This window comes from Clostridium sp. 1001271B_151109_B4 (genome assembly GCF_015670405.1).
Taxonomy (GTDB): Bacteria; Bacillota; Clostridia; order Clostridiales; family Clostridiaceae; genus Clostridium.
Genome location: NZ_JADPBQ010000001.1, coordinates 201,748 through 221,593 on the forward strand (window position 1 = coordinate 201,748; position 19,846 = coordinate 221,593).

At 27.2% G+C, this 19,846-nt stretch carries 21 protein-coding genes; 3 read left to right on the plus strand and 18 right to left on the minus strand.

Going from position 1 to position 19,846, the window contains the following annotated elements; all coding sequences use genetic code 11:
• Positions 1-525 carry a hypothetical protein gene (locus I4V63_RS00955; RefSeq protein WP_195999433.1) on the minus strand — a complete coding sequence of 175 codons (525 nt, stop codon included), beginning with the start codon at positions 523-525 and terminating at the stop codon, positions 1-3.
• 219 nt (positions 526-744) lie between these two features.
• Here I4V63_RS00955 and I4V63_RS00960 point away from each other — a divergent pair, with 219 nt between their 5' ends.
• On the plus strand, positions 745-1,047 hold the full coding sequence (locus I4V63_RS00960; protein WP_195999434.1) for a hypothetical protein: 303 nt from the start codon (positions 745-747) through the stop codon (positions 1,045-1,047).
• Positions 1,048-1,138: 91 nt separating this feature from the next.
• Here I4V63_RS00960 and htpG read toward each other — a convergent pair whose 3' ends face one another.
• The 13 genes from htpG to I4V63_RS01025 form a co-directional block, all read right to left on the minus strand.
• Positions 1,139-3,019, minus strand: a complete 1,881-nt coding sequence (gene htpG / locus I4V63_RS00965) for a molecular chaperone HtpG (protein WP_195999435.1) — start codon at positions 3,017-3,019, stop codon at positions 1,139-1,141.
• Positions 3,020-3,696: 677 nt separating this feature from the next.
• Positions 3,697-5,046 (minus strand): alpha-amylase family glycosyl hydrolase, encoded by a 1,350-nt coding sequence (locus I4V63_RS00970; protein WP_195999436.1) that lies wholly within the window; start codon positions 5,044-5,046, stop codon positions 3,697-3,699.
• Positions 5,047-5,343: 297 nt separating this feature from the next.
• Positions 5,344-6,144, minus strand: a complete 801-nt coding sequence (locus I4V63_RS00975; protein ID WP_195999542.1) for an acetyl-CoA carboxylase carboxyltransferase subunit alpha — start codon at positions 6,142-6,144, stop codon at positions 5,344-5,346.
• Positions 6,122-7,000, minus strand: a complete 879-nt coding sequence (gene accD / locus I4V63_RS00980) for an acetyl-CoA carboxylase, carboxyltransferase subunit beta (protein WP_195999437.1) — start codon at positions 6,998-7,000, stop codon at positions 6,122-6,124. Before accD ends, I4V63_RS00975 begins: the two co-directional genes overlap by 23 nt.
• A 12-nt stretch (positions 7,001-7,012) precedes the next feature.
• A complete protein-coding gene (locus I4V63_RS00985) occupies positions 7,013-8,356 on the minus strand; it encodes an acetyl-CoA carboxylase biotin carboxylase subunit (protein ID WP_195999438.1) in 1,344 nt (447 codons plus the stop codon).
• 13 nt (positions 8,357-8,369) lie between these two features.
• Positions 8,370-8,786: a 3-hydroxyacyl-ACP dehydratase FabZ gene (fabZ, locus tag I4V63_RS00990; protein ID WP_195999439.1), complete on the minus strand. Its 417-nt coding sequence runs from the start codon at positions 8,784-8,786 to the stop codon at positions 8,370-8,372.
• A 34-nt stretch (positions 8,787-8,820) separates the two neighbouring features.
• Positions 8,821-9,294, minus strand: coding sequence for an acetyl-CoA carboxylase biotin carboxyl carrier protein (gene accB, locus I4V63_RS00995; RefSeq protein ID WP_195999440.1), 474 nt, complete (start codon positions 9,292-9,294; stop codon positions 8,821-8,823).
• 6 nt (positions 9,295-9,300) lie between these two features.
• Positions 9,301-10,536: a beta-ketoacyl-ACP synthase II gene (fabF, locus tag I4V63_RS01000; RefSeq protein ID WP_195999441.1), complete on the minus strand. Its 1,236-nt coding sequence runs from the start codon at positions 10,534-10,536 to the stop codon at positions 9,301-9,303.
• Between the two features lie 14 nt (positions 10,537-10,550).
• Complete coding sequence (gene fabG / locus I4V63_RS01005; protein WP_195999442.1) at positions 10,551-11,294, minus strand: 3-oxoacyl-[acyl-carrier-protein] reductase; 744 nt, start codon at positions 11,292-11,294, stop codon at positions 10,551-10,553.
• Positions 11,288-12,241, minus strand: coding sequence for an ACP S-malonyltransferase (gene fabD, locus I4V63_RS01010; RefSeq protein ID WP_195999543.1), 954 nt, complete (start codon positions 12,239-12,241; stop codon positions 11,288-11,290). Before fabD ends, fabG begins: the two co-directional genes overlap by 7 nt.
• A 12-nt stretch (positions 12,242-12,253) precedes the next feature.
• Positions 12,254-13,186 carry an enoyl-[acyl-carrier-protein] reductase FabK gene (gene fabK / locus I4V63_RS01015; RefSeq protein WP_195999443.1) on the minus strand — a complete coding sequence of 311 codons (933 nt, stop codon included), beginning with the start codon at positions 13,184-13,186 and terminating at the stop codon, positions 12,254-12,256.
• Between the two features lie 16 nt (positions 13,187-13,202).
• Positions 13,203-13,430 carry an acyl carrier protein gene (acpP, locus tag I4V63_RS01020; protein WP_195999444.1) on the minus strand — a complete coding sequence of 76 codons (228 nt, stop codon included), beginning with the start codon at positions 13,428-13,430 and terminating at the stop codon, positions 13,203-13,205.
• A gap of 96 nt (positions 13,431-13,526) precedes the next feature.
• Positions 13,527-14,504, minus strand: a complete 978-nt coding sequence (locus tag I4V63_RS01025) for a beta-ketoacyl-ACP synthase III (RefSeq protein WP_195999445.1) — start codon at positions 14,502-14,504, stop codon at positions 13,527-13,529.
• A 403-nt stretch (positions 14,505-14,907) separates the two neighbouring features.
• Between I4V63_RS01025 and I4V63_RS01030 the strand changes: the two genes are divergently transcribed.
• Positions 14,908-15,960, plus strand: coding sequence for a nitronate monooxygenase (locus I4V63_RS01030; protein ID WP_195999446.1), 1,053 nt, complete (start codon positions 14,908-14,910; stop codon positions 15,958-15,960).
• Between the two features lie 76 nt (positions 15,961-16,036).
• Here I4V63_RS01030 and I4V63_RS01035 read toward each other — a convergent pair whose 3' ends face one another.
• On the minus strand, positions 16,037-16,558 hold the full coding sequence (locus I4V63_RS01035) for a CarD family transcriptional regulator (RefSeq protein ID WP_195999447.1): 522 nt from the start codon (positions 16,556-16,558) through the stop codon (positions 16,037-16,039).
• Between the two features lie 273 nt (positions 16,559-16,831).
• Between I4V63_RS01035 and greA the strand changes: the two genes are divergently transcribed.
• The gene (gene greA / locus I4V63_RS01040; protein ID WP_042400359.1) at positions 16,832-17,296 is read left to right on the plus strand and encodes a transcription elongation factor GreA; all 465 of its coding nucleotides are present in this window, start codon (positions 16,832-16,834) and stop codon (positions 17,294-17,296) included.
• A gap of 81 nt (positions 17,297-17,377) precedes the next feature.
• Here greA and I4V63_RS01045 read toward each other — a convergent pair whose 3' ends face one another.
• From I4V63_RS01045 to I4V63_RS01055, 3 genes are all read right to left on the minus strand, one after another.
• Positions 17,378-18,160 (minus strand): hypothetical protein, encoded by a 783-nt coding sequence (locus tag I4V63_RS01045; protein ID WP_195999448.1) that lies wholly within the window; start codon positions 18,158-18,160, stop codon positions 17,378-17,380.
• Positions 18,161-18,242: 82 nt separating this feature from the next.
• A complete protein-coding gene (locus I4V63_RS01050; RefSeq protein WP_195999449.1) occupies positions 18,243-18,758 on the minus strand; it encodes a GrpB family protein in 516 nt (171 codons plus the stop codon).
• A gap of 352 nt (positions 18,759-19,110) precedes the next feature.
• A complete protein-coding gene (locus tag I4V63_RS01055; protein ID WP_347707702.1) occupies positions 19,111-19,773 on the minus strand; it encodes a Bax inhibitor-1 family protein in 663 nt (220 codons plus the stop codon).
• Positions 19,774-19,846: the final 73 nt, after the last annotated feature.

The following is a 19,846-nucleotide window of genomic DNA, read 5'->3' on the forward strand; positions in this document are numbered from 1 at the left end:
TTAAACTATCCCTACTTTACTAACTACACCATCTATTATTTGTTTTCTTTTTTGATTTAAATAATCTCCGTAAAAATGTTCTTGCTCATTTAAATCAGTAATATTTTCTATATTATTTATACTAGATAATACTAATTTATTTATATCAAGTCTATAAGTTTTAGTTATGCTTTCATAAATTTTATTATATTCTTCTATTCCCCTTGTCTTTTTGTACTTTCTAATTAATGAATCTAATGATGTATCATATTTCTTTATTTTATAAACAATTGCATTTAATGTTGTTAGTTTATTTTTTAAGAAATGTTTTTCATAAGCTTGTTTAAATTGAATTAATTCATTAATTGTATATTCTGAATTATTAATAGTGAACTTTAAGATTTCTCCTGTAAAAGCCATATCCAAAATATTGTTTATAATTTCATCATTAGTTTTTTTATATAAACTTTCATTTGCACCAACAATTTCAAGACCTTTTTTCAATTGATTAATTTTCTCATTTAATAAATTATCATTTATACTCATGATATCCCTCCACATTATATTACTATTTTCTTCTTAAGTTATGCACGTAAATGTATGCAAAGTTGATTATACAAGATAATAATAGGAGTTGTAAAATATATTTATGTAAATAATATAATTTCCTACTAAAAAGTATTATTAAATTCAGATGAAATTCCAATTTTATTTTTATGGATTTTGTCCTATAATATAGGCAAAAGGGTTAGGGAGGAATTAAATATGATTTTAAGATGTATAAATAATAATTTATGCGATAGTTTAACTTTAAACAAAGAATATTATGTTATTGAGGAGACTTCTGATTATTATGTAGTAATCGATGATTCTCAAAATGAAACTACTTGTAAAAAATCTAGATTTACAATTGTTGAAGACAATGACTTATCTAAGAAATGTAAGGCAACTATTAATGAATTAGCCTATCAATTAGATAATGAATTTAAAGACATAAAGAATTTTACAATTAGAAAAAATTCTAAAGGTGAAGTCAAGGAAATTAGTGTTAAATTTAAATATGAATAATAAAAAGAATGTTATTAGATTTATTTCTAATAACATTCTTTTTCGTTGTTCAAGAGATATTACCAATATTGCCCAGGAAATTTTTCAAGAACTATTTCATTAATTTACAGATGTCGTTAGTAAATTCAACTGGATCTGATATGCTTAATCCTTCAATTAATAATGCTTGATTATATAAAATATTAGTATATAAATTCAATTTATCTTTATCATTTTCATAGGCATCCTTTAATGCTTTAAAAACTTCATGATTAGCATTTACTTCAAGTACCTTATCTGCTTTTACACCTTGTGCATTAGGCATTTGATTTAATACCTTTTCCATTTCAATTGATAAATCTCCTTCATTTGATAAGCAAACAGGATGATTCTTTAATCTCTTAGAAATTTTAACAGCACTAATCTTTCCATTTAAAATATCTTTCATTGAATCAAATAATGCTTTGTTTTCTGCATCATTTTCCTCTTCTTTTATTTCTGCATCATTATTTTCAATACCTAAATCACTGCTTGATACTGATTTAAATTCTTTATCTTTATACTTCATAAGCATTTTAATAGCAAATTCATCAATATCATCAGTAAAGTATAATATTTCATATCCTTTATCAAGTAATAATTCTGTTTGAGGAAGTTTTTCTATTCTATCAATAGATTCTCCAGCAGCATAATAAATATACTTTTGGTCATCAGACATTCTTGTTACATATTCATCTAAAGTAGTCATCTTCTTTTCTTTTGATGAATAGAACATTAGTAAGTCTTGAAGAACATCTTTTTCTGCACCAAAGTTATCATACACACCAAACTTAAGTGTTCTTCCAAAAGCATTATAGAACTTTTCATAGCTTTCTCTATCATTTCTAAGCATTTTTTCAAGTTCGCTTTTTATTTTATTTTTTATATTTTTTGCAATAAATCTTAATTGTCTATCATGTTGTAATATTTCTCTTGAAATATTTAATGATAAATCTTCAGAGTCAACTATACCTTTTACAAATCCAAAGTAGTCAGGTAATAAATCAGAACATTTATTCATGATCATTACTCCATTAGAATAAAGCTCTAACCCCTTTTCATAGTCCTTTGTATAAAAATCATAAGGCATATTTTCAGGAATATATAAAATTGCATTATAGCTAACTGTTCCATCAACACTTAAATGAATATGTTTTAAAGGTTTATCGAAGCCATAGTGTTTTTCTTTATAGAAGTTATCATAGTCTTCTGTAGTAAGTTCATTTTTGTTTTTTCTCCAAATAGGAACCATGCTATTTACTACTTTTTCTTCTATAATATCTTCATATTCGTTTTCTGAACCTTCTTTAAGTTTTCTTTCAGTTATATCCATTTTAATTGGATAACGAATAAAGTCAGAGTATTTCTTAATTAATGATCTAATCTTATATTCTTCTAAATATTCATCAAAATTTTCATCTTCACTATTTTCTTTTACATGTAAAATTATATCTGTACCAATAGAATCTTTAGAACATGGTTCTATTGTATATCCATCAACACCACATGATTCCCATTTATACGCTTCATTGCTTCCATATGCTTTACTTATAACAGTAACCTTATCTGCAATTAAGAAAGATGAATAGAATCCTACACCAAATTGTCCTATGATATCATAACCATCTTTAATTTCATTTTCTTTTTTAAATTTTAAGGAACCACTTTTAGCTATAACCCCTAAGTTATCATCAAGATCTTCCTTAGTCATACCTATACCAGTATCACTAATTTTTATTGTTCTTGAATCCTTATCAAGAGTTACTTTGATGAAATAATTATCTTTGTCAAAGCTTATATTTTCATCTACTAGCGCTTTGTAATATATTTTGTCAATTGCATCACTTGCATTTGATATTAGCTCCCTTAAGAAGATCTCTCTATGAGTGTAAATTGAATTAATCATCAAATCTAATAATCTTTTAGACTCTGCTTTAAATTGTTTTGTTTCCATAAAACTCTCTCCTTTTTAATCTCATAAGTTATTGTTAGCACTCTATAACGTTGAGTGCTAATACTATAATATTTATTTTACTACTTTAATTTTTATTGTCAATATTATTAATAAACTATTTACAAAAAAGTAAATACATTGATAATAGTTTATTAATATAAATAATATACTTTAATATATTATTTATATTTGGAGGAATTATTACGGATAAAAGCTATTTAAAAACAAATAGTATTACATGTGTATTAGAGAAAAAATGGATTATAGTTTCTGTGTATTTAATACCAATACTTTTACTTTTTCACTCTAAGTTATGTTATATTAACTGGCTCTATCCAATAATTATTTATTATTTAAATTATAATAAGAAATATATTGAGTATTACTGTAAAAAAGCATTTATATTGCAATTCATTTATTTTATACTCAGTATTTTTTCTATAGTATTAATAAAACATTTAACTAATTATGCTTTAAGAATTCCATATCCTATTTATACACTAAAATTAATTAGTACATTTATGCCACCAATTGTATTTATTAATACAGCAATATTTGTAATTTTATCATTTTCATATGTAATTAATGCATGTGCTGATGAGCATTAATTAAAAATAAAAGCTACATAAAGTATAAATTATCTATAATCTATTTATACTTTGTGTAGCTATAACTTGTTATTCTTCCTTTAATATTTTACTACTAAATGCTGGTATAGAAATGCTTAATTTATGATTATCAACATTTAATTTTTCACTTTTATCTAATAAATTAGTTAAAGTTACATTATTGAATGGAAGATTTAAGTCTAATCTTTCTTCCTTATCATCAAGATTTAAGGCAACTAAAATCCATTTATTATTATATCCTCGGCCAAAAACAAATTGTTTATTTTTAACTAAGAGTTCTTTATAACATCCTTGTGTTAACTCTATATTGTCTACTCTAATAGATATTAAATTAGAAATAAATTTTTCAATGCTTTTTGCAGTATTATTGTTTTCAAAATCCTCTAAAAATAATTCTGGCCTTAGGTTTAAATCAGTTACTTTTCTATCACCTTCTATTGCCCATTCACTTCCATAGTAAATTGATGGTATTCCTGGAATGGTAAATAGAATTGTGTATATATTTCTTAAATAATCTTTTGTATTAACCATTGAAGCAATTCTATTTACATCATGATTATCAACAAAATTATATAAATCTATATTTTTATAAATACCATAATCACCAAATTCTCTATTTAGAGAATACGCAATTTCAAAATAATTCTTTTCATTGTGGCCTGAATATAAGCCTTTATATAGCTCATAATTAGTTGCTGAGTGCAACATCTCTGGTGAAGCTATGCTATTATAATCACCATGAATCATTTCTCCCATTAACCAAAAATCATTTTTAAATAAAGTTGTTTTTTCTCTAAGCTCTTTTAAAAATTCTTTAGGTAATAAATATGCAACATCTAATCGTATACCATCTATTTCAAATTCATCTATCCATTTATCAATTACACTGAAAAGATAATTTTTAACGTCTTTGTTATTTAAGTTAAGTTTAACTAAATCATAATGTCCCTCCCATCCTTCATAATAGAAGCCATCATTGTAATTACTATTTCCATTAAAATTAATATTAAACCATGATGCATATGGCGATTGGGCTTTTTTAGCTATAACATCTTTAAATGCCCAAAATTCACGTCCAACGTGATTAAAGACTCCATCTACAATTACACTAATATTATTATCATGTAATTTTTTTACTAATTGTTGAAAATCCTTATTTGTTCCTAATCGATCATCTATTTTTGAATAATCAATAGTATCATATCCGTGGTAGGTAGATTGAAATAATGGTCCAAAGTAAATAGCATTTATTCCTAGTTGAATGAAATGATTTATCCATTTATCATCGATCTTAGATAATCCAGCTTTTTTTTCAGTATTTACTTTACTATTTATCACTCCACAAAAGCCTAATGGATATATGTGATAAAACACTGCATTTTTTATTGAATTATTCATGTTATCTCCTCCTAAATAAAAATATGATCAATCATAATTTAAAATTTATACCATATAATATATAATATCAAAAAACTCATAATATTCTCCTATATATAGCCTTTCAGTTATTATTATATTAGTCTGAAAGGCTTAATTTTATAAGTATAAAAAAATTTTATTTTAAGTGTATAAAATGAAAAAAATGGCAATAATTATTAATGTAAGATACATTTTGTGTATTGAGCTACACATACCTCTGTATAATTACCTTAAAAAATAAAGGAACAGGTTAAATCAATAACTTGTTCCTTTATTTTAATAAAACTTTCTATAACGCTCATATCTTTGAGTAATAAGCTGATTTATATCTATAGATTTTAAATCATGAATTTCAGATATTAAACATTTCTTTAAATCACTAGCTACAGATTTAATATCAGTTTGAGCTCCTCCAGTAGGTTCATTTATTATTTTTTCAATTATACCTTTAGATAGCAGATCATAAGCAGTTATACCCATTACATCTGCAACTTCTTTTGCTTTTGATGAGTCTTTTAATAAAATTGAGGCAAACCCTTCAGGTGATAAGATAGAATAAACTGAATTTTCTAAAGCCCATACTCTATCACCACAAGCTAATGCAATTGCACCACCACTTCCACCTTCACCAATAATAATTGAAATAATAGGGGTCTTGATTTGTGAAATTTCGAAAAGATTTCTCGCAATAGCTTCTCCTTGACCTCTCTCTTCAGCTTCAACTCCACAGTAAGCCCCAGAAGTATTAATAAAACAAATTACTGGTCTATTGAATTTTTCTGCTTCCTTTATTAATCTAAGTGCTTTTCTATAACCTTCTGGATAAGGTGATCCAAAATTTCTTTCCATATTTTCCTTTAAGTTTTTACCCTTTTGAATTCCTATTATAGTAACAGGAGTATTTTCAAGCTTTCCTATGCCACCAATTATAGCTTTGTCATCTCCATAATATCTATCACCATGTAATTCGAAAAAATTGTCAAATATTAATTTTATATAGTCCTCTGCATTTGGTCTATCAATCATTCTGGCTATAGATAATCTATCCCAAGCTTTAATTGTTTTTGTCAATAGAATCACCTCCTGCTTGATTATGCAACTCTAATAAAAGTGATAAAACATTTTTCATTTCATCTCTTTTTACAATATTATCAACAAATCCCTTTTCTAATAAAAACTCAGCACTTTGAAAGTCTTCTGGTAATTGCTCTTTAATTGTTCCTTCAATTACTCTTCTTCCTGCAAAGCCTACTAATGCATGTGGTTCAGCTAAAATTATATCTCCTAACATTGCAAAGCTTGCTGTTACACCACCAGTAGTTGGATCTGTTAATACGGTTATATAAAGTAGCCCTGCCTTATTATGTCTAGCAAGAGCTGCGCTTACTTTTGCCATTTGCATTAATGATAAAATACCTTCTTGCATTCTAGCTCCACCTGAGGCAGTAAAAATTATTATTGGTAAATGTTCTTCAGTAGCTTTCTCTACGGCTAATGTAATTTTTTCACCAACAACAGTTCCCATGCTTCCCATCATAAAATGAGAATCCATTACGCATAGTACCGATTTGTTACCATTAATTAAACCTGTACCTGTAATAACAGCTTCCGTAATTCCAGACTCTTCTTTATATTTAGTTATTTTCTTCTCATATCCAGGGAATTTCATAGGATTATTTGTTTCCATATTTCTATTAAATTCTATAAATGAATCTTGATCACATATCAAGTTAATTCTATCGTAAGCTGATAATCTAAAATAATGATTGCAGTTGTTACAGATACAATAATTTTCTTCTAAATTTTTCTTATATAAAATTTTGCCACAATGGTCACATTTAACCCATGCTCCATCAGGTACTATTGGGATATCTTTGTTATCAATGAAAGGAACATTTATAACTCCATACTTTTTCTTTTTAAAAATTCTCATAATATCACCAACTTATAGTTTAAATTCCTTGCTTATAAAACTAGTATCATAATTTCCTAAGCGAAATAATTCATTATTTAATATACTAATTTGAAAATCTATATTATTATCAACACCATCTATGACAAATTCATCTAATGCTCTTAGCATTTTTCTTATAGCTTCTTCTCTAGTTTTTCCATGAGCTATAAGCTTAGCGATCATTGAATCATAAGTAGGTGGAATACTATAACCATTGTAAACAGCAGTATCTACTCTTATGCCATTTCCACCAGGAATATTTAAAAAATTTATTTTACCTGGACATGGAGCAAAACCTTTATTAGGGTTTTCAGCATTAATTCTGCATTCAATTGCATGACCCTCAATCATAATATCCTCTTGGGATAATTCTAATTCCTTACCATTTGCTATATTTAATTGTTCCTTTACAATATCTACAGAAGTTATCATTTCTGTAACTGGATGTTCAACTTGTATTCTTGTGTTCATTTCCATAAAATAAAAGTTACCATGCTTATCAAGCAAAAATTCTATAGTCCCTGCATTTATATAATTAACTGCTTTTGCTGCATTAATTGCAGCAGTTCCCATTTTCTTTCTTAATTCATCATTTAAAATTATAGATGGTGCTTCTTCAAGAACCTTTTGATTTCTTCTTTGAATTGTACAATCTCTTTCACCTAAATGAATTACATTTCCGAAAGAGTCAGCTAAAATTTGAAATTCAATATGCCTTGGATTTTCAATAAATTTTTCCATATAAACAGAATCATCACCAAAATTATTTTTAGCTTCTGTTTTAGCTGTAAAATATGCATTTTCCAATTCAGATTCATTAGGTACTATTCTTATTCCTTTACCTCCACCACCTGATGAGGCCTTTATCATTATAGGATATCCTATTTTTTTAGCTTCTATTTTAGCTTCTTCAATATTATTTATAAGTCCATTACTTCCAGGAATAACTGGAACATTTGCTTTTTTCATTATTTCACGTGCCATTGATTTGTTACCCATTATGTTAATTGTTTCACTGCTAGGGCCTATGAATTTTATATTACATTCTTCACACATACTTGCAAAACTTGCCTTTTCTGATAAAAAACCAAATCCAGGATGAATGGCATTACAACCAGTAACTACGGCAGCACTCAATATATTACTTTCATTAAGATAAGAATCTTTAGATTTTGAAGTTCCAACGCAAATAGCTTCATCTGCAAGTTCTGTATGCATGGCATTTTTATCAATTTCAGAGTAAATAGCAACAGTTTTTATTCCCACTTCTCTACAAGCCCGAATAATTCTTACAGCGATTTCGCCTCTATTAGCTATTAAAACTTTTCTAATCATAAAAATACCTCCATTAACCTACCATAAAGGTTAATTCTCCTTCACATACCTTTTTATCATCTACATAAGCTATACCATAGCCAACTCCAGCTCTACCGCGCAGTTTTGTAAGTTCAACTTCTAATCTTAATGTATCACCTGGTACAACTTTTCTTCTAAATTTAGCTTTATCTATACCAGCAAAATAAGCAATTTTACCTTTAAATTCATCTTTGCTTAATATTGCTACTGCTCCTGTTTGGGCTAAAGCCTCTATTATTAACACTCCTGGCATTACAGGTTCTATAGGAAAATGTCCTTGAAAATAATTTTCGTTAGCTGTAACATTTTTGATTGCAACTATTTTATTTCCATCTATATTTATAACCCTGTCTATTAATAGAAAAGGATATCTATGGGGTAATATTTCTTTTATTTCATTAATATCCATAAAAAAATTCTCCTTACTTATTAATGAAGTATTGTTAAACTATTTTAAATAGCTCCATTCCAAACTCTACAATATCTTCATCTTCTCTTAAAACTTCAATTATTTTTCCATCTACTTCAGCAGTTATTTCATTCATTATCTTCATTGCCTCAATAATGCACAACACATCTCCCTTTTTTACTGTTGTACCTACTTCAACATATGGTGTTCCGCCTGGAGTTGAAGATGAATAATATGTGCCTACTAAAGGTGATTTTACAATTGTTATATTTTCATCAATAATTGGTATATTATCACTTCTATCTGTTATGATTGTGTTATTATCAGTATTATTTATATTTTTACTTAATTCATCTTGTTGGGAATCATTTAGAGATTCGTTGATACAGTTAGTAGTGTTATTCTTACTTAGTTTTAATTTAATGTCACTATCTTCTAATTCGAAAACTCTTAATGATGAAGAATCTATTTCCTTTATCAAATCTTTAATTTGGTTATAGTCTAACAATTTAAGCTACCTCCATTTTTTAAATATAAGAGTTGCATTATGCCCACCAAATCCTAATGAATTTGACATAGAATATTCAAGCTCACTTTCTTTACCTTCATTCACTATTAGGTTTATATCACAATCAGGATCAGGATGAACATAATTTATAGTCGGTGGCACAAAGTTATCTTCTACTGCTTTAATAGAAGCAATAGCTTCTATTGCACCTGCTGCACCTAATAAATGACCAGTCATTGATTTTGTAGAGCTAACATATGGCTTCATATAGTTATCTCCAAAAGCTTTCTTTATTGCTAATGTTTCTACTTTATCATTGATTTCAGTTGCAGTTCCATGTGCATTAATATAAGAGATTTTACTAGGTTCAACATCTGCATCTAACATTGCATCTCTCATAGCCCTATAAGCCCCATCACCATCAGTACAAGGTGAAGTTATATGATATGCATCACAAGTAGAACCATAGCCAACAATTTCACAATAAATATGTGCGCCTCTTTTTAAAGCACTTTCAAGATCTTCTAATATTAATACTCCTGCACCTTCTCCCATTACAAATCCACTTCGTTCTGAATCAAAAGGAATAGAAGCTCTATTTCTATCTTCACTTTTACTTAATGCAGTTAATGATTGGAATGAAGAAATACCAAATTCACAAATTGAAGCTTCTGCTCCACCAGCAAATATAACATCGCAATAGCCATCCTTTATATTTCTATAAGCTTCACCTATACAATGAGTTGCAGATGCACACGCAGACGTAATACTAAAGCTACTACCAAGTAAGCCAAATTTAATGGCTATTGTTCCAGATGCTATATTTAATATAGACATAGGTATAGTTAATGGAGAAACTCGATTAGGTCCTTTTGTTACTAAAGTTCTTATTTGAGATTCAAGTGTTGATAGTCCTCCAATTCCAGAACCAAAGAATACACCTATTTTTTCTCTATTAGCTTCATCAAGATTAATTTTACTATCCTTTAAAGCTTCACTAGCTGCAGCTATTGAAAACTGAGTATATCTATCCATTCTCTTTGATTCTTTTTTATCCATATATAATGTAGGATCAAAGTTTTTAACTTCTCCTGCCATTTTAACTTTTAAATTTTCATCATTAAATAAAGTAATTTCATCTATACCGTTTTTAGCTGATTTTATTCCAGCCCAAAAACTCTCTACATCATTTCCAATTGGTGTTACTGCACCAAGCCCTGTTACTACTACTCTTCTTTTCAAAGTAAAACCTCCCTTTAAGCCATTACCATTCCACCATCAACATTTATTACTTGACCAGTAATATAGTCAGATAAATTTGATGATAAAAATAATACTAAATTAGCAACTTCTTTAGGATTACCCATTTTTTTCATAGGTATAGTTTTCAATATTTCATCTTTTACTTTATCTGATAAATTTTTTGTCATATCAGTATCAATGTATCCCGGAGCAACAACATTAACATTTATATTTCTTGAAGCCAGTTCCCTAGCAACTGATTTAGAAAAACCTATTACGCCTGCTTTAGATGCAGCATAATTGCATTGACCTGCATTTCCTACAATACCAACAACAGAAGATATATTGATAATCTTTCCATGCTTTTGCTTGATCATTATAGGGGATATTGATTTTGTAGTATTAAATGTTCCTTTTAAATTTACATCTAAAACACTATTAAAATCTTCATCTTTCATTCTTAATAATAAGCCATCCTTAGTTATTCCAGCATTATTTACTAAAACATCAATTGAGCTGAAATGATTTTTAACCTCAGATATAAAGTTATCTACTTCTTCTGATTTACTAACATCACATTTTATAGCAATAGCATCTACCCCTAATTCTTTGATAGAATTAATTAATGCTTCTATTTCATCATTATAATTTCTATAATTTATAGCAATATTAGCACCATTTTGTGCTAATGTTAGTGCTATTTCTTTACCGATTCCTCTAGTAGCACCTGTTACTACAATGTTTTTATCTTTTAACATTTAGTTTCAACTCCTTCTAATGTCTTATTAAGTGAGCTTAAGTCTTCTACATTAAAAATATTTACTTTAGCTTTTTTTCCTCTACTTATTTCTTTAACGAAACTACTTAATGTTTTAGAAGGACCGATTTCTATGAAAGTATCAATGCCTTCATCAATCATCTTTTCAATTGTATTACTCCATTTAACAGATGATTTAACTTGTTTTTCTAATAAACTTTTGATTTCATCTTTATTCTTAATGAAGTCACCAGTTACGTTTGTAATAACTTTTACTTTTGGTTCGTTAAATATAGTACCATTTAAATGTAAAGCTAATTTTTTTGAAGCTTCATCTAACATAGATGTATGGAAAGGACCAGAAACTTTTAATGGGATCACCCTTCTTGCACCAGCTTCTTTTAAAGAAATTTCTGCTAATTCTACAGCTTCCTTCTCTCCTCCAATTACAATTTGATTAGGTGTATTATAATTAGCTATTTCAACAATACCTTTATTAGATATACTATCTAAATTAGATTTAATTATATCTTCATTTAACCCTATAACTGCTGCCATCGCACCAAGTCCAGAAGGTACAGCTTCCTGCATTAATTGACCTCTTTTCCTAACAAGTTTTAGTGCACTTTCAAAGTCAATTGAATCACTTGCAACTAAAGCAGAGTATTCTCCTAAACTCAAACCTGCAACCATTTCAGGGTGGATTCCTTTCTCACTTAGTATTCTTAGAATTGCAATAGACGTTGTTAGAATTGCTGGTTGAGTATTTTCTGTAATATCTAAATCCCCTCTATTACCATTAAAAATCATATTTTTAATATCGAATTGTAAGATTTCATTTGCTCTATCAAAAACATCCCTACAAACAGGATAATTATCATATAATTCCTTGCCCATGCCAACATATTGTGAACCTTGGCCAGAAAAAATAAAAGCTATTCTCATAATTCCTCCATTTGTTTATGAATTTAAATTACACTTAATATTTTCATATTCATTAAACATTTCTTCAATTATTTCTTTTACACTTTGTATTTTGTTTACCATTCCAGATATTTGACCTGCCATTAACGACCCGTTATCAATATCTCCATCTACGACAGCTTTTTTCAAGGCACCTTTTCCTAATTCCTCAAGTTCTTCCACATTTATATTATTGCTTTCAAGCTTCAAATACTCTTTAGCTAATTTATTTTTTAAAACTTGAACAGGATGACCAGTAGATCTTCCAGTTACCACAGTATCAATATCTTTAGCTTTAACTACTGCATTCTTATAATTTTGATGTATTTGACATTCCTCTGAAGCTAAAAATCTTGTTCCAATTTGAACAGCACTTGCTCCAAGAATAAAAGCAGCAGCAATACCTCTACCATCTGCAATACCGCCAGCTCCAATAACTGGAATGTTAACAGCATCACATACTTGTGGAAGTAAAACCATTGTTGTTAACTTACCAACGTGACCACCTGATTCACATCCCTCTGCAATTACAGCATCTACTCCACTTCTTTCCATTCTTTTGGCTAATGCTACAGAAGCTACTACTGGAATAACTATGATGCCTGCATTCTTCCATTTTTCAATATACTTACCAGGATTACCAGCGCCAGTTGTTATAACTTTTACACCTTCCTCAACTGCTATATCTGCCAACTCATCAGCATTATCGGATAAAAGCATAATATTTAATCCAAAAGGTTTATTTGTTAGCTTTTTTGTTTTTCTGATTTCTTCTCGTATATGGCTAGCAGGAGCATTAGCTCCTGCTATAATTCCTAATCCTCCTGCATTTGACACAGCAGCCGCTAAGTTACTATCAGAAACCCAGGCCATGCCCCCTTGAAAAATAGGATACTTAATACCTATGAGATTACATATATCCTTTTTCATAGTTTTACCTCCAATATTAATTAGCTGTTGCTTTTTCAATAAATGATACAGCATCTGAAACAGTTTTTATATTTTCAACATCTTCTACTTTTACATCAAAAGTATCTTCTAGTTCCATGATAACTTGGAATAAATCTAAAGAATCAGCATCCAAATCTTCTATAAATCTAGTTTCTAATTTTATATCCTCTTCATTCACTCCTAATTGTTCTACTACTATTTCCTTTATTTTATCGAATATCATATTAATTCCTCCAAAATTTCCATTATTTTTATAATATACATTATTATTAATATTTTTAATTGATTTTAATTAATCATATCTACCTATTTTTAAAAATTACCATTCTAATAATATTCCACTCCATGTAAGGCCACCACCAAAAGCTACTAAAATTATTTTATCACCTTTATTAATAAGGCCTTTATCTACAGATTCGCTTAATGCTATAGGAACACTTGCTGCAGAGGTGTTACCGTATTGTTCAAGGTTCATTAAGAACTTGTCCCTACTTAAATTTAATTTTTTAGCAGCATCATCTATAATTCTAGAGTTAGCTTGGTGTGGTATTATATATTTTATATTCTCAATATCTTCATTAGCTTTTTGTAATAAATCATTTACTACCTTTGGGATTATAGATATTGCAAACTTAAATACTTCTCGACCATCCATTTCTATAAAATCTTTTCTTTCTAAAGTAGAATCAGAAAATGGCGTATTGATTGAGAATTGATTAGCAGATAGTGCTTTTAATCCGTTAGTTCCATCAGAACCTATACAGGTACTTATTATTCCAGAACTATCATTAGAAATTTCTAATATAGCAGCCCCTGCACCATCTCCAAATAATACACATGTATTACGATCCGTCCAATCTACTATCCTTGAAAGAACTTCACTTCCAATTACTAAAGCTCTTTTACCTTCTTCACATTTTAATAATGAATTAGCTATTACTGATGAATATAAAAAACCTGAGCAAGCTGCACTTACATCGAAAGCTGCGGCATTAATACATCTTAAACTTTTTTGTACGCTACATGCTGTTGATGGCATAAGCCTATCTGGTGATGTTGTGGCTACAATTATTAAGTCAATGCTCTCAGGTGTACAATTGGCCATTTCCATTGCACTTCTAGCTGCATTAACTGCTAAATCAACGGTTCCTTCACCACTTGAAATTCTTCTTTTAGATATACCAGTCCTTTTAACGATCCATTCATGTGACGTGTCAACAATTTCTGATAATTCATTGTTTGTTACGATCTTCTTAGGACAATAATGCCCAATTCCTATAAACTTCACTAAACTCATCTTAACACCTTTGTTTTTAAAATATAATTATTTGACAATCAAATCAAAATGTTAAAAATATAAAATATTAAGTAATTTAATATTTTTTATCTTAAGTAACTCATAATAAATAATAAGTTACAATTTTCTTTTGTATGTTTTATAGAGTTTTTCTCTTGTGTTATATAATTAATAAATAAAAATAATTTCTAATTAATAATTGCACGAAATAAAAAAATTAAAATAAAAAAATGTTAAATTTTTCACTCCTCCCCCAAATATTTTGACCATCAAACATCTTTATGATAATTCTACTTTTAAATTTTGTCAATATTTTTTTTGATTGTTGCCTTTTTAGATAAAATATATTATACTTTGAAATATATTTTGATTATCAAAGTATTTTAGTAAAGGGAGTAATAAAATGAAATTAAGAGAATTAAAAATCGGGAATATAATGTCGAAATTACCTATTATACAAGGGGGAATGGGAGTTGGTATCTCACTTTCTAACTTGGCAGGAAATGTTGCTAAAAATGGTGCTATTGGCATTATTTCAGCTGCACATCCTGGATATCGAGAAAAGGATTTTGAAACTAATACATTAGAAGCTAATATAAGAGCTTTAAAAAAGCACATAATTAAAGCAAAAGAAATTAGCAATAATGGAATCATTGGAGTTAACTTAATGGTTGCTATGAATAATTATAAAGAATTAGTTGAAGCCACTATTGAAGGTGGTGCCGATTTAATTATTTCAGGAGCTGGATTGCCATTAAAATTACCGGAATATACAAAGGATAGTTCTATAAAAATATTGCCAGTAGTATCGTCAACAAAAGCAGCAAAATTAATATTAACATATTGGAAGAAACATTATAATAAAATTGCAGATGGGATTATCGTAGAAGGGCCAAAAGCAGGTGGGCATCTAGGATTTAAAGGTGATAAAATTGAAAGTGAAATTGAAAGATTTGATGATAATGTAATTGATATTTTAAAGACTGTTAAAGAATTTGAAGAAGAAAATAATCAAGATATTCCTGTAATTGTTGGTGGTGGTGTTTTTGATAATAATGATATAAAGAAATATATGAATTTAGGTGCTAGCGGTGTGCAAATTGGTACAAGATTTGTAGCTACTAATGAATGTGATGCAGATATAAGATATAAAAATTCATATGTTAACTGTACTAAAAAAGATATACAAATTGTAAAAAGTCCTGTTGGTATGCCTGGAAGAGCTATTAAAAATAAATTTTTAGAAAAGATAGCAAGTGAAGGTGAAAAAATAACAAAATGTTACAATTGCCTTGTTCCATGTAATCCATCAACTACACCATATTGTATTAGCAAAGCTCTTATAAATGCAGCTTATGGCGATATTGATAATGGTTTGATTTTTTGTGGATCTAATGCATATAGAATAGATAAAATAGTTCCAGTATCTCAACTAATAGATGAACTAATTTCATAGAAAAATATATATTATTTTATATTAGAGGTAAGGTGTTTTAGTAAAATACCTTACCCTATATTTTTAGACTAAATAATCAAAAATTAAAATTTTCTTTTTCTTCTGGAGATAATTTCCCCAAAATGAAAGGTAAAACTTCATCAACTTTTATATTTAATATTAATGCAAACTCTTCATGCAAAAGCTTTTCAGCTTCGTTCATAATTTTTTCATCTCCAGCATTAAGTTTTTTACCCTCTTCTTTTTTTCTTAGCTTTTCCATATACAGTGTCTTAATAAGCTTAACTATATCCTTCTTATTACCCTTTTTCAATATTTCATTATACGTTTCTTTTCTTAAATTCATATCATCAATCCAGATAGTTTCGTTATCAGGCATTGTTTTGATTAAATCGTATACTTCTTCTTTAGTCATAATTTTTCGAATACTAATTTTTTCGTTATCAATTGGTGCATATATAGTTGAATTAGTATCATATGCTGGTTTTAAAATGTAATATTCTCTTTCTTTATTAAATCCAAATTTCTTTTTAACAATATCGATTATTTTGCAAACACCAGTTGATCCATAAATAATATATTCATTTTTTGAAAACATAAACTTTTCCTCCTAATAAAAAAAGTGTAATTTATCGGCAACTGGACTTACGTTGAACATCGACAAACTACACGTTGTATTTTAAATTTATTGTGATATTTAATTTTATATTATAGTATAATTATACATCTTTAAAAAATTAATTTTTTAAAGATGTAAGTTTAAATAAAAATATCATTTGAATTTTTTTGTTTCTTATAATGATATCTTTATTTTTATTTAATAAATCTTTATAATATTATCATAATAATTTTTAGGAGAGATACGTTTTTTATGAAAAAAATATTAACTGAATCAAATATTAAAAAATTACAAGAAGAATTAGAATATAGAATGACTGTTCGTAGAGCAGAAATTGCTAAAGAAAAATTAATTGCAGCAGCTCATGGTGATAGATCAGAAAATGCAGAATATAAAGCTGCATGTGAAGAATATAGAGAAAATGATAATAGGATACAACACTTATTAACCTTAATTACAACATCAACTATTATTGATGATGAACGAATGGATAAATCTATTATTGGAATAAATACAAAAGCTAAAATTAAATTTTTAGATGATGATTTCGAAGATACAATTACCCTAGTTACTACGTTAGATGCAAAGCCAGAAGATATGTTAATTAGTATTGAATCCGACTTAGGAAAAGCTCTAGTTGGAAAAAAGGCTGGGGATATAGCTGAAGTAATGGCACCTGGTGAAAATTATAAGGTGGAAATACTTGAAATTTTATAATATATAAAAAAAGATATAGAATAGTTATTATACTAACTATTCTATATCTATCTTACTCTATTTAAATAATTGCTACCATTTTTATTTTAAGTTTATATTTATTTCGTCTAAAATTGGAAATTCATATTCATTAATTTCAATTTCTTTAAGAAGATTAATTACATCATTAAAATTTCTAACTAAATTTATATTTTTATGTCTTAAGAATGACTCTAAAGAAGAATTTTCCCACTCTATCCATCTGATATAATTATCCCTTTCTTCTTTATACTTTTTAAAAGTAGACTCTTCTATAAGGTTATCAGTTATTTCATCACATAAAAAAAAGTTACAAATATAAGTTCTATATTTTTTATTTAATGTACAACCCTGACCATCTATTACGAAGGGACAAGCTCGAAAGAACATAGAAACATCATTTATAACTCTAGGTTTTTTTATATTATTATTTTTAGCTGAATCATATTCATTATATTCTTCATATATATAATATTCATCATTTTCAGAAATAATTTCATTTCTCACTTCTTTAATTTGCTCATCTGTTGCATATGGCAATTTACATGTCCCATTATTTTTTATATATTTATCATGACTGTCATAATCAAAATATCCAACTGCATGAATATAGTAATTATATATTTTAATATTAGGCAGTTTTAAAATCCTATTTAAAGTAGAAATTCCTTCTTCACTTTTTACCATCTTCTGTATATCATATAAAGTAAACTTGGGAAAATACCAACAACACCCTCTATTTTTAACTTTACATAAGCTTTTCCCAAAAATGCTATTACATTTATAGCATAAGCTACATCCAAATTGAGGTGTGCCATCAGTATTAGTTATAAAAATTTTTTCCATTGGTACAATCTCCTATAAAAATAAATTTGATTTATGCTAATATTATATCATTATGAATAATTATAAATAAAGATAACTTTTCTTATAGCAAATTCAATTTTTTATAGATTTCTCTTACATATGCTGATTTTAACTTAATATATGTTTCAACATTATTAGGATATAAATTAGCTGCCTCAAGTTTAATATTGTTATATTTATTAAGACAGTCTTTATTTTCTTTTAAATAGGTTTTAAAGGCTAAATGTCTTTTTAGCTCTTTAGACTTTCTTGAACAGATAAATAAATTATGAGCCATTAAATTAGTATTACCAACATATTTGAACATCTTCATATCTTTATTACTTTTATTTTCTTCATAAGTATAACCAAGCTTTTTTAATTTTTTCAATAATATATTAAAACAATCGTAAGTTGGAATTACAATATCGATATCTATAACAGGATTCGCAGCTAATCCTTCAACAGATGTACTACCAACATGTTCCACATCTATAATTATATCAGCTAAAGATAAAACTATAATATTCTTTATTTTTTCAAATTCTATTCTCCATTTTTTATCATAAGGTAAAACTTCAACTTGCCTAGTTTTCATTTTTCCTCCTAAAAAATTACTAATTAAATATACTTAATGTATAAATTGTTTAAACATAAATATAAAAAAAGATAATTATATCTTTAATGTTGCTTTTTATAAATATATGACTTTAATTGCTTATGTTTATTTATATTTTATAACTAATTAATATATTCAATAAAAATTATGATTCTATAGGATATTGCTTATTAAGTGCACTATTAGATAGTTTAATTATAAATTAATATGTTTTTAAATAATATATTATATTTTAAAAGAAAATATTATAATTTATAAAACTAAAAACTATTATTATGCTTTTAATATAAAATCATAATAATAGTTTTATCTAAGAATATTTACATAAATTTTAATTATCATTTTTAAATATGGATACAAATCTTAATAAATCAACTAAAAGATTTAAAAAGCTTATAAAAATTGAGAAAGAAAAATTAACAACTTCACTTTCAGATAAAATATTATACTTGCATCTACTTTGTATTGATTTCATAATTACTAATGCATAAACTGAATAAATTACTATTCCTATTGCAGAAATAATTAAATCAAATGTTCCAAACTTAAAGAAAAATATATTTATAAATTCTAATATTAGTAGCACGAGTATTCCAATTGTTATCATTGGTCCTAATCGAAAAATAGTTTCTTCACTTTGATTTAATGCTACTAAATAAGAAATACCAAAAATAAGAACTACACCTATAACTACTGAAATAAATGTACCTGCTCCTAAATTATAAAAATAATATACATATGTCGATCCGGTTAATATTCCTAAAATAAAAGCATAAATGTTCATACTAACTTTATTATGAACAAATCCTCCTTTTCTTGTAAAGGCTGATACCAATATTAAAATGAAAAATGCTATATTTAACATATATCTAATACTATAAGGTATAAAATTTACTCCAATAAAGGACCCAAATGCTAAGAAAACTAAAGCAATAAAAAATGTTTTTAAAATTTCTAAATAATTTTTCTTTGCAATACTATCCAAAAAAATCACCTTCTTAATTATTATATTTTTATTATAACCATCTATTATTACTAGACTATAATTAATATGTTAAATTTCTAGA

Bases quoted from the DNA above. Each gene is read 5' to 3' on its own strand.
- I4V63_RS00955 (WP_195999433.1), bottom strand. From the start codon at position 525: ATGAGTATAAATGATAATTTATTAAATGAGAAAATTAATCAATTGAAA.
- I4V63_RS00960 (WP_195999434.1), top strand. From the start codon at position 745: ATGATTTTAAGATGTATAAATAATAATTTATGCGATAGTTTAACTTTA.
- htpG (WP_195999435.1), bottom strand. From the start codon at position 3,019: ATGGAAACAAAACAATTTAAAGCAGAGTCTAAAAGATTATTAGATTTG.
- I4V63_RS00970 (WP_195999436.1), bottom strand. From the start codon at position 5,046: ATGAATAATTCAATAAAAAATGCAGTGTTTTATCACATATATCCATTA.
- accD (WP_195999437.1), bottom strand. From the start codon at position 7,000: ATGAGAATTTTTAAAAAGAAAAAGTATGGAGTTATAAATGTTCCTTTC.
- I4V63_RS00985 (WP_195999438.1), bottom strand. From the start codon at position 8,356: ATGATTAGAAAAGTTTTAATAGCTAATAGAGGCGAAATCGCTGTAAGA.
- fabZ (WP_195999439.1), bottom strand. From the start codon at position 8,786: ATGGATATTAATGAAATAAAAGAAATATTACCCCATAGATATCCTTTT.
- fabG (WP_195999442.1), bottom strand. From the start codon at position 11,294: ATGTTAAAAGATAAAAACATTGTAGTAACAGGTGCTACTAGAGGAATC.
- fabK (WP_195999443.1), bottom strand. From the start codon at position 13,186: ATGAAAAAGGATATATGTAATCTCATAGGTATTAAGTATCCTATTTTT.
- acpP (WP_195999444.1), bottom strand. From the start codon at position 13,430: ATGATATTCGATAAAATAAAGGAAATAGTAGTAGAACAATTAGGAGTG.
- I4V63_RS01025 (WP_195999445.1), bottom strand. From the start codon at position 14,504: ATGAGTTTAGTGAAGTTTATAGGAATTGGGCATTATTGTCCTAAGAAG.
- I4V63_RS01030 (WP_195999446.1), top strand. From the start codon at position 14,908: ATGAAATTAAGAGAATTAAAAATCGGGAATATAATGTCGAAATTACCT.
- I4V63_RS01035 (WP_195999447.1), bottom strand. From the start codon at position 16,558: ATGTTTTCAAAAAATGAATATATTATTTATGGATCAACTGGTGTTTGC.
- greA (WP_042400359.1), top strand. From the start codon at position 16,832: ATGAAAAAAATATTAACTGAATCAAATATTAAAAAATTACAAGAAGAA.
- I4V63_RS01045 (WP_195999448.1), bottom strand. From the start codon at position 18,160: ATGGAAAAAATTTTTATAACTAATACTGATGGCACACCTCAATTTGGA.
- I4V63_RS01050 (WP_195999449.1), bottom strand. From the start codon at position 18,758: ATGAAAACTAGGCAAGTTGAAGTTTTACCTTATGATAAAAAATGGAGA.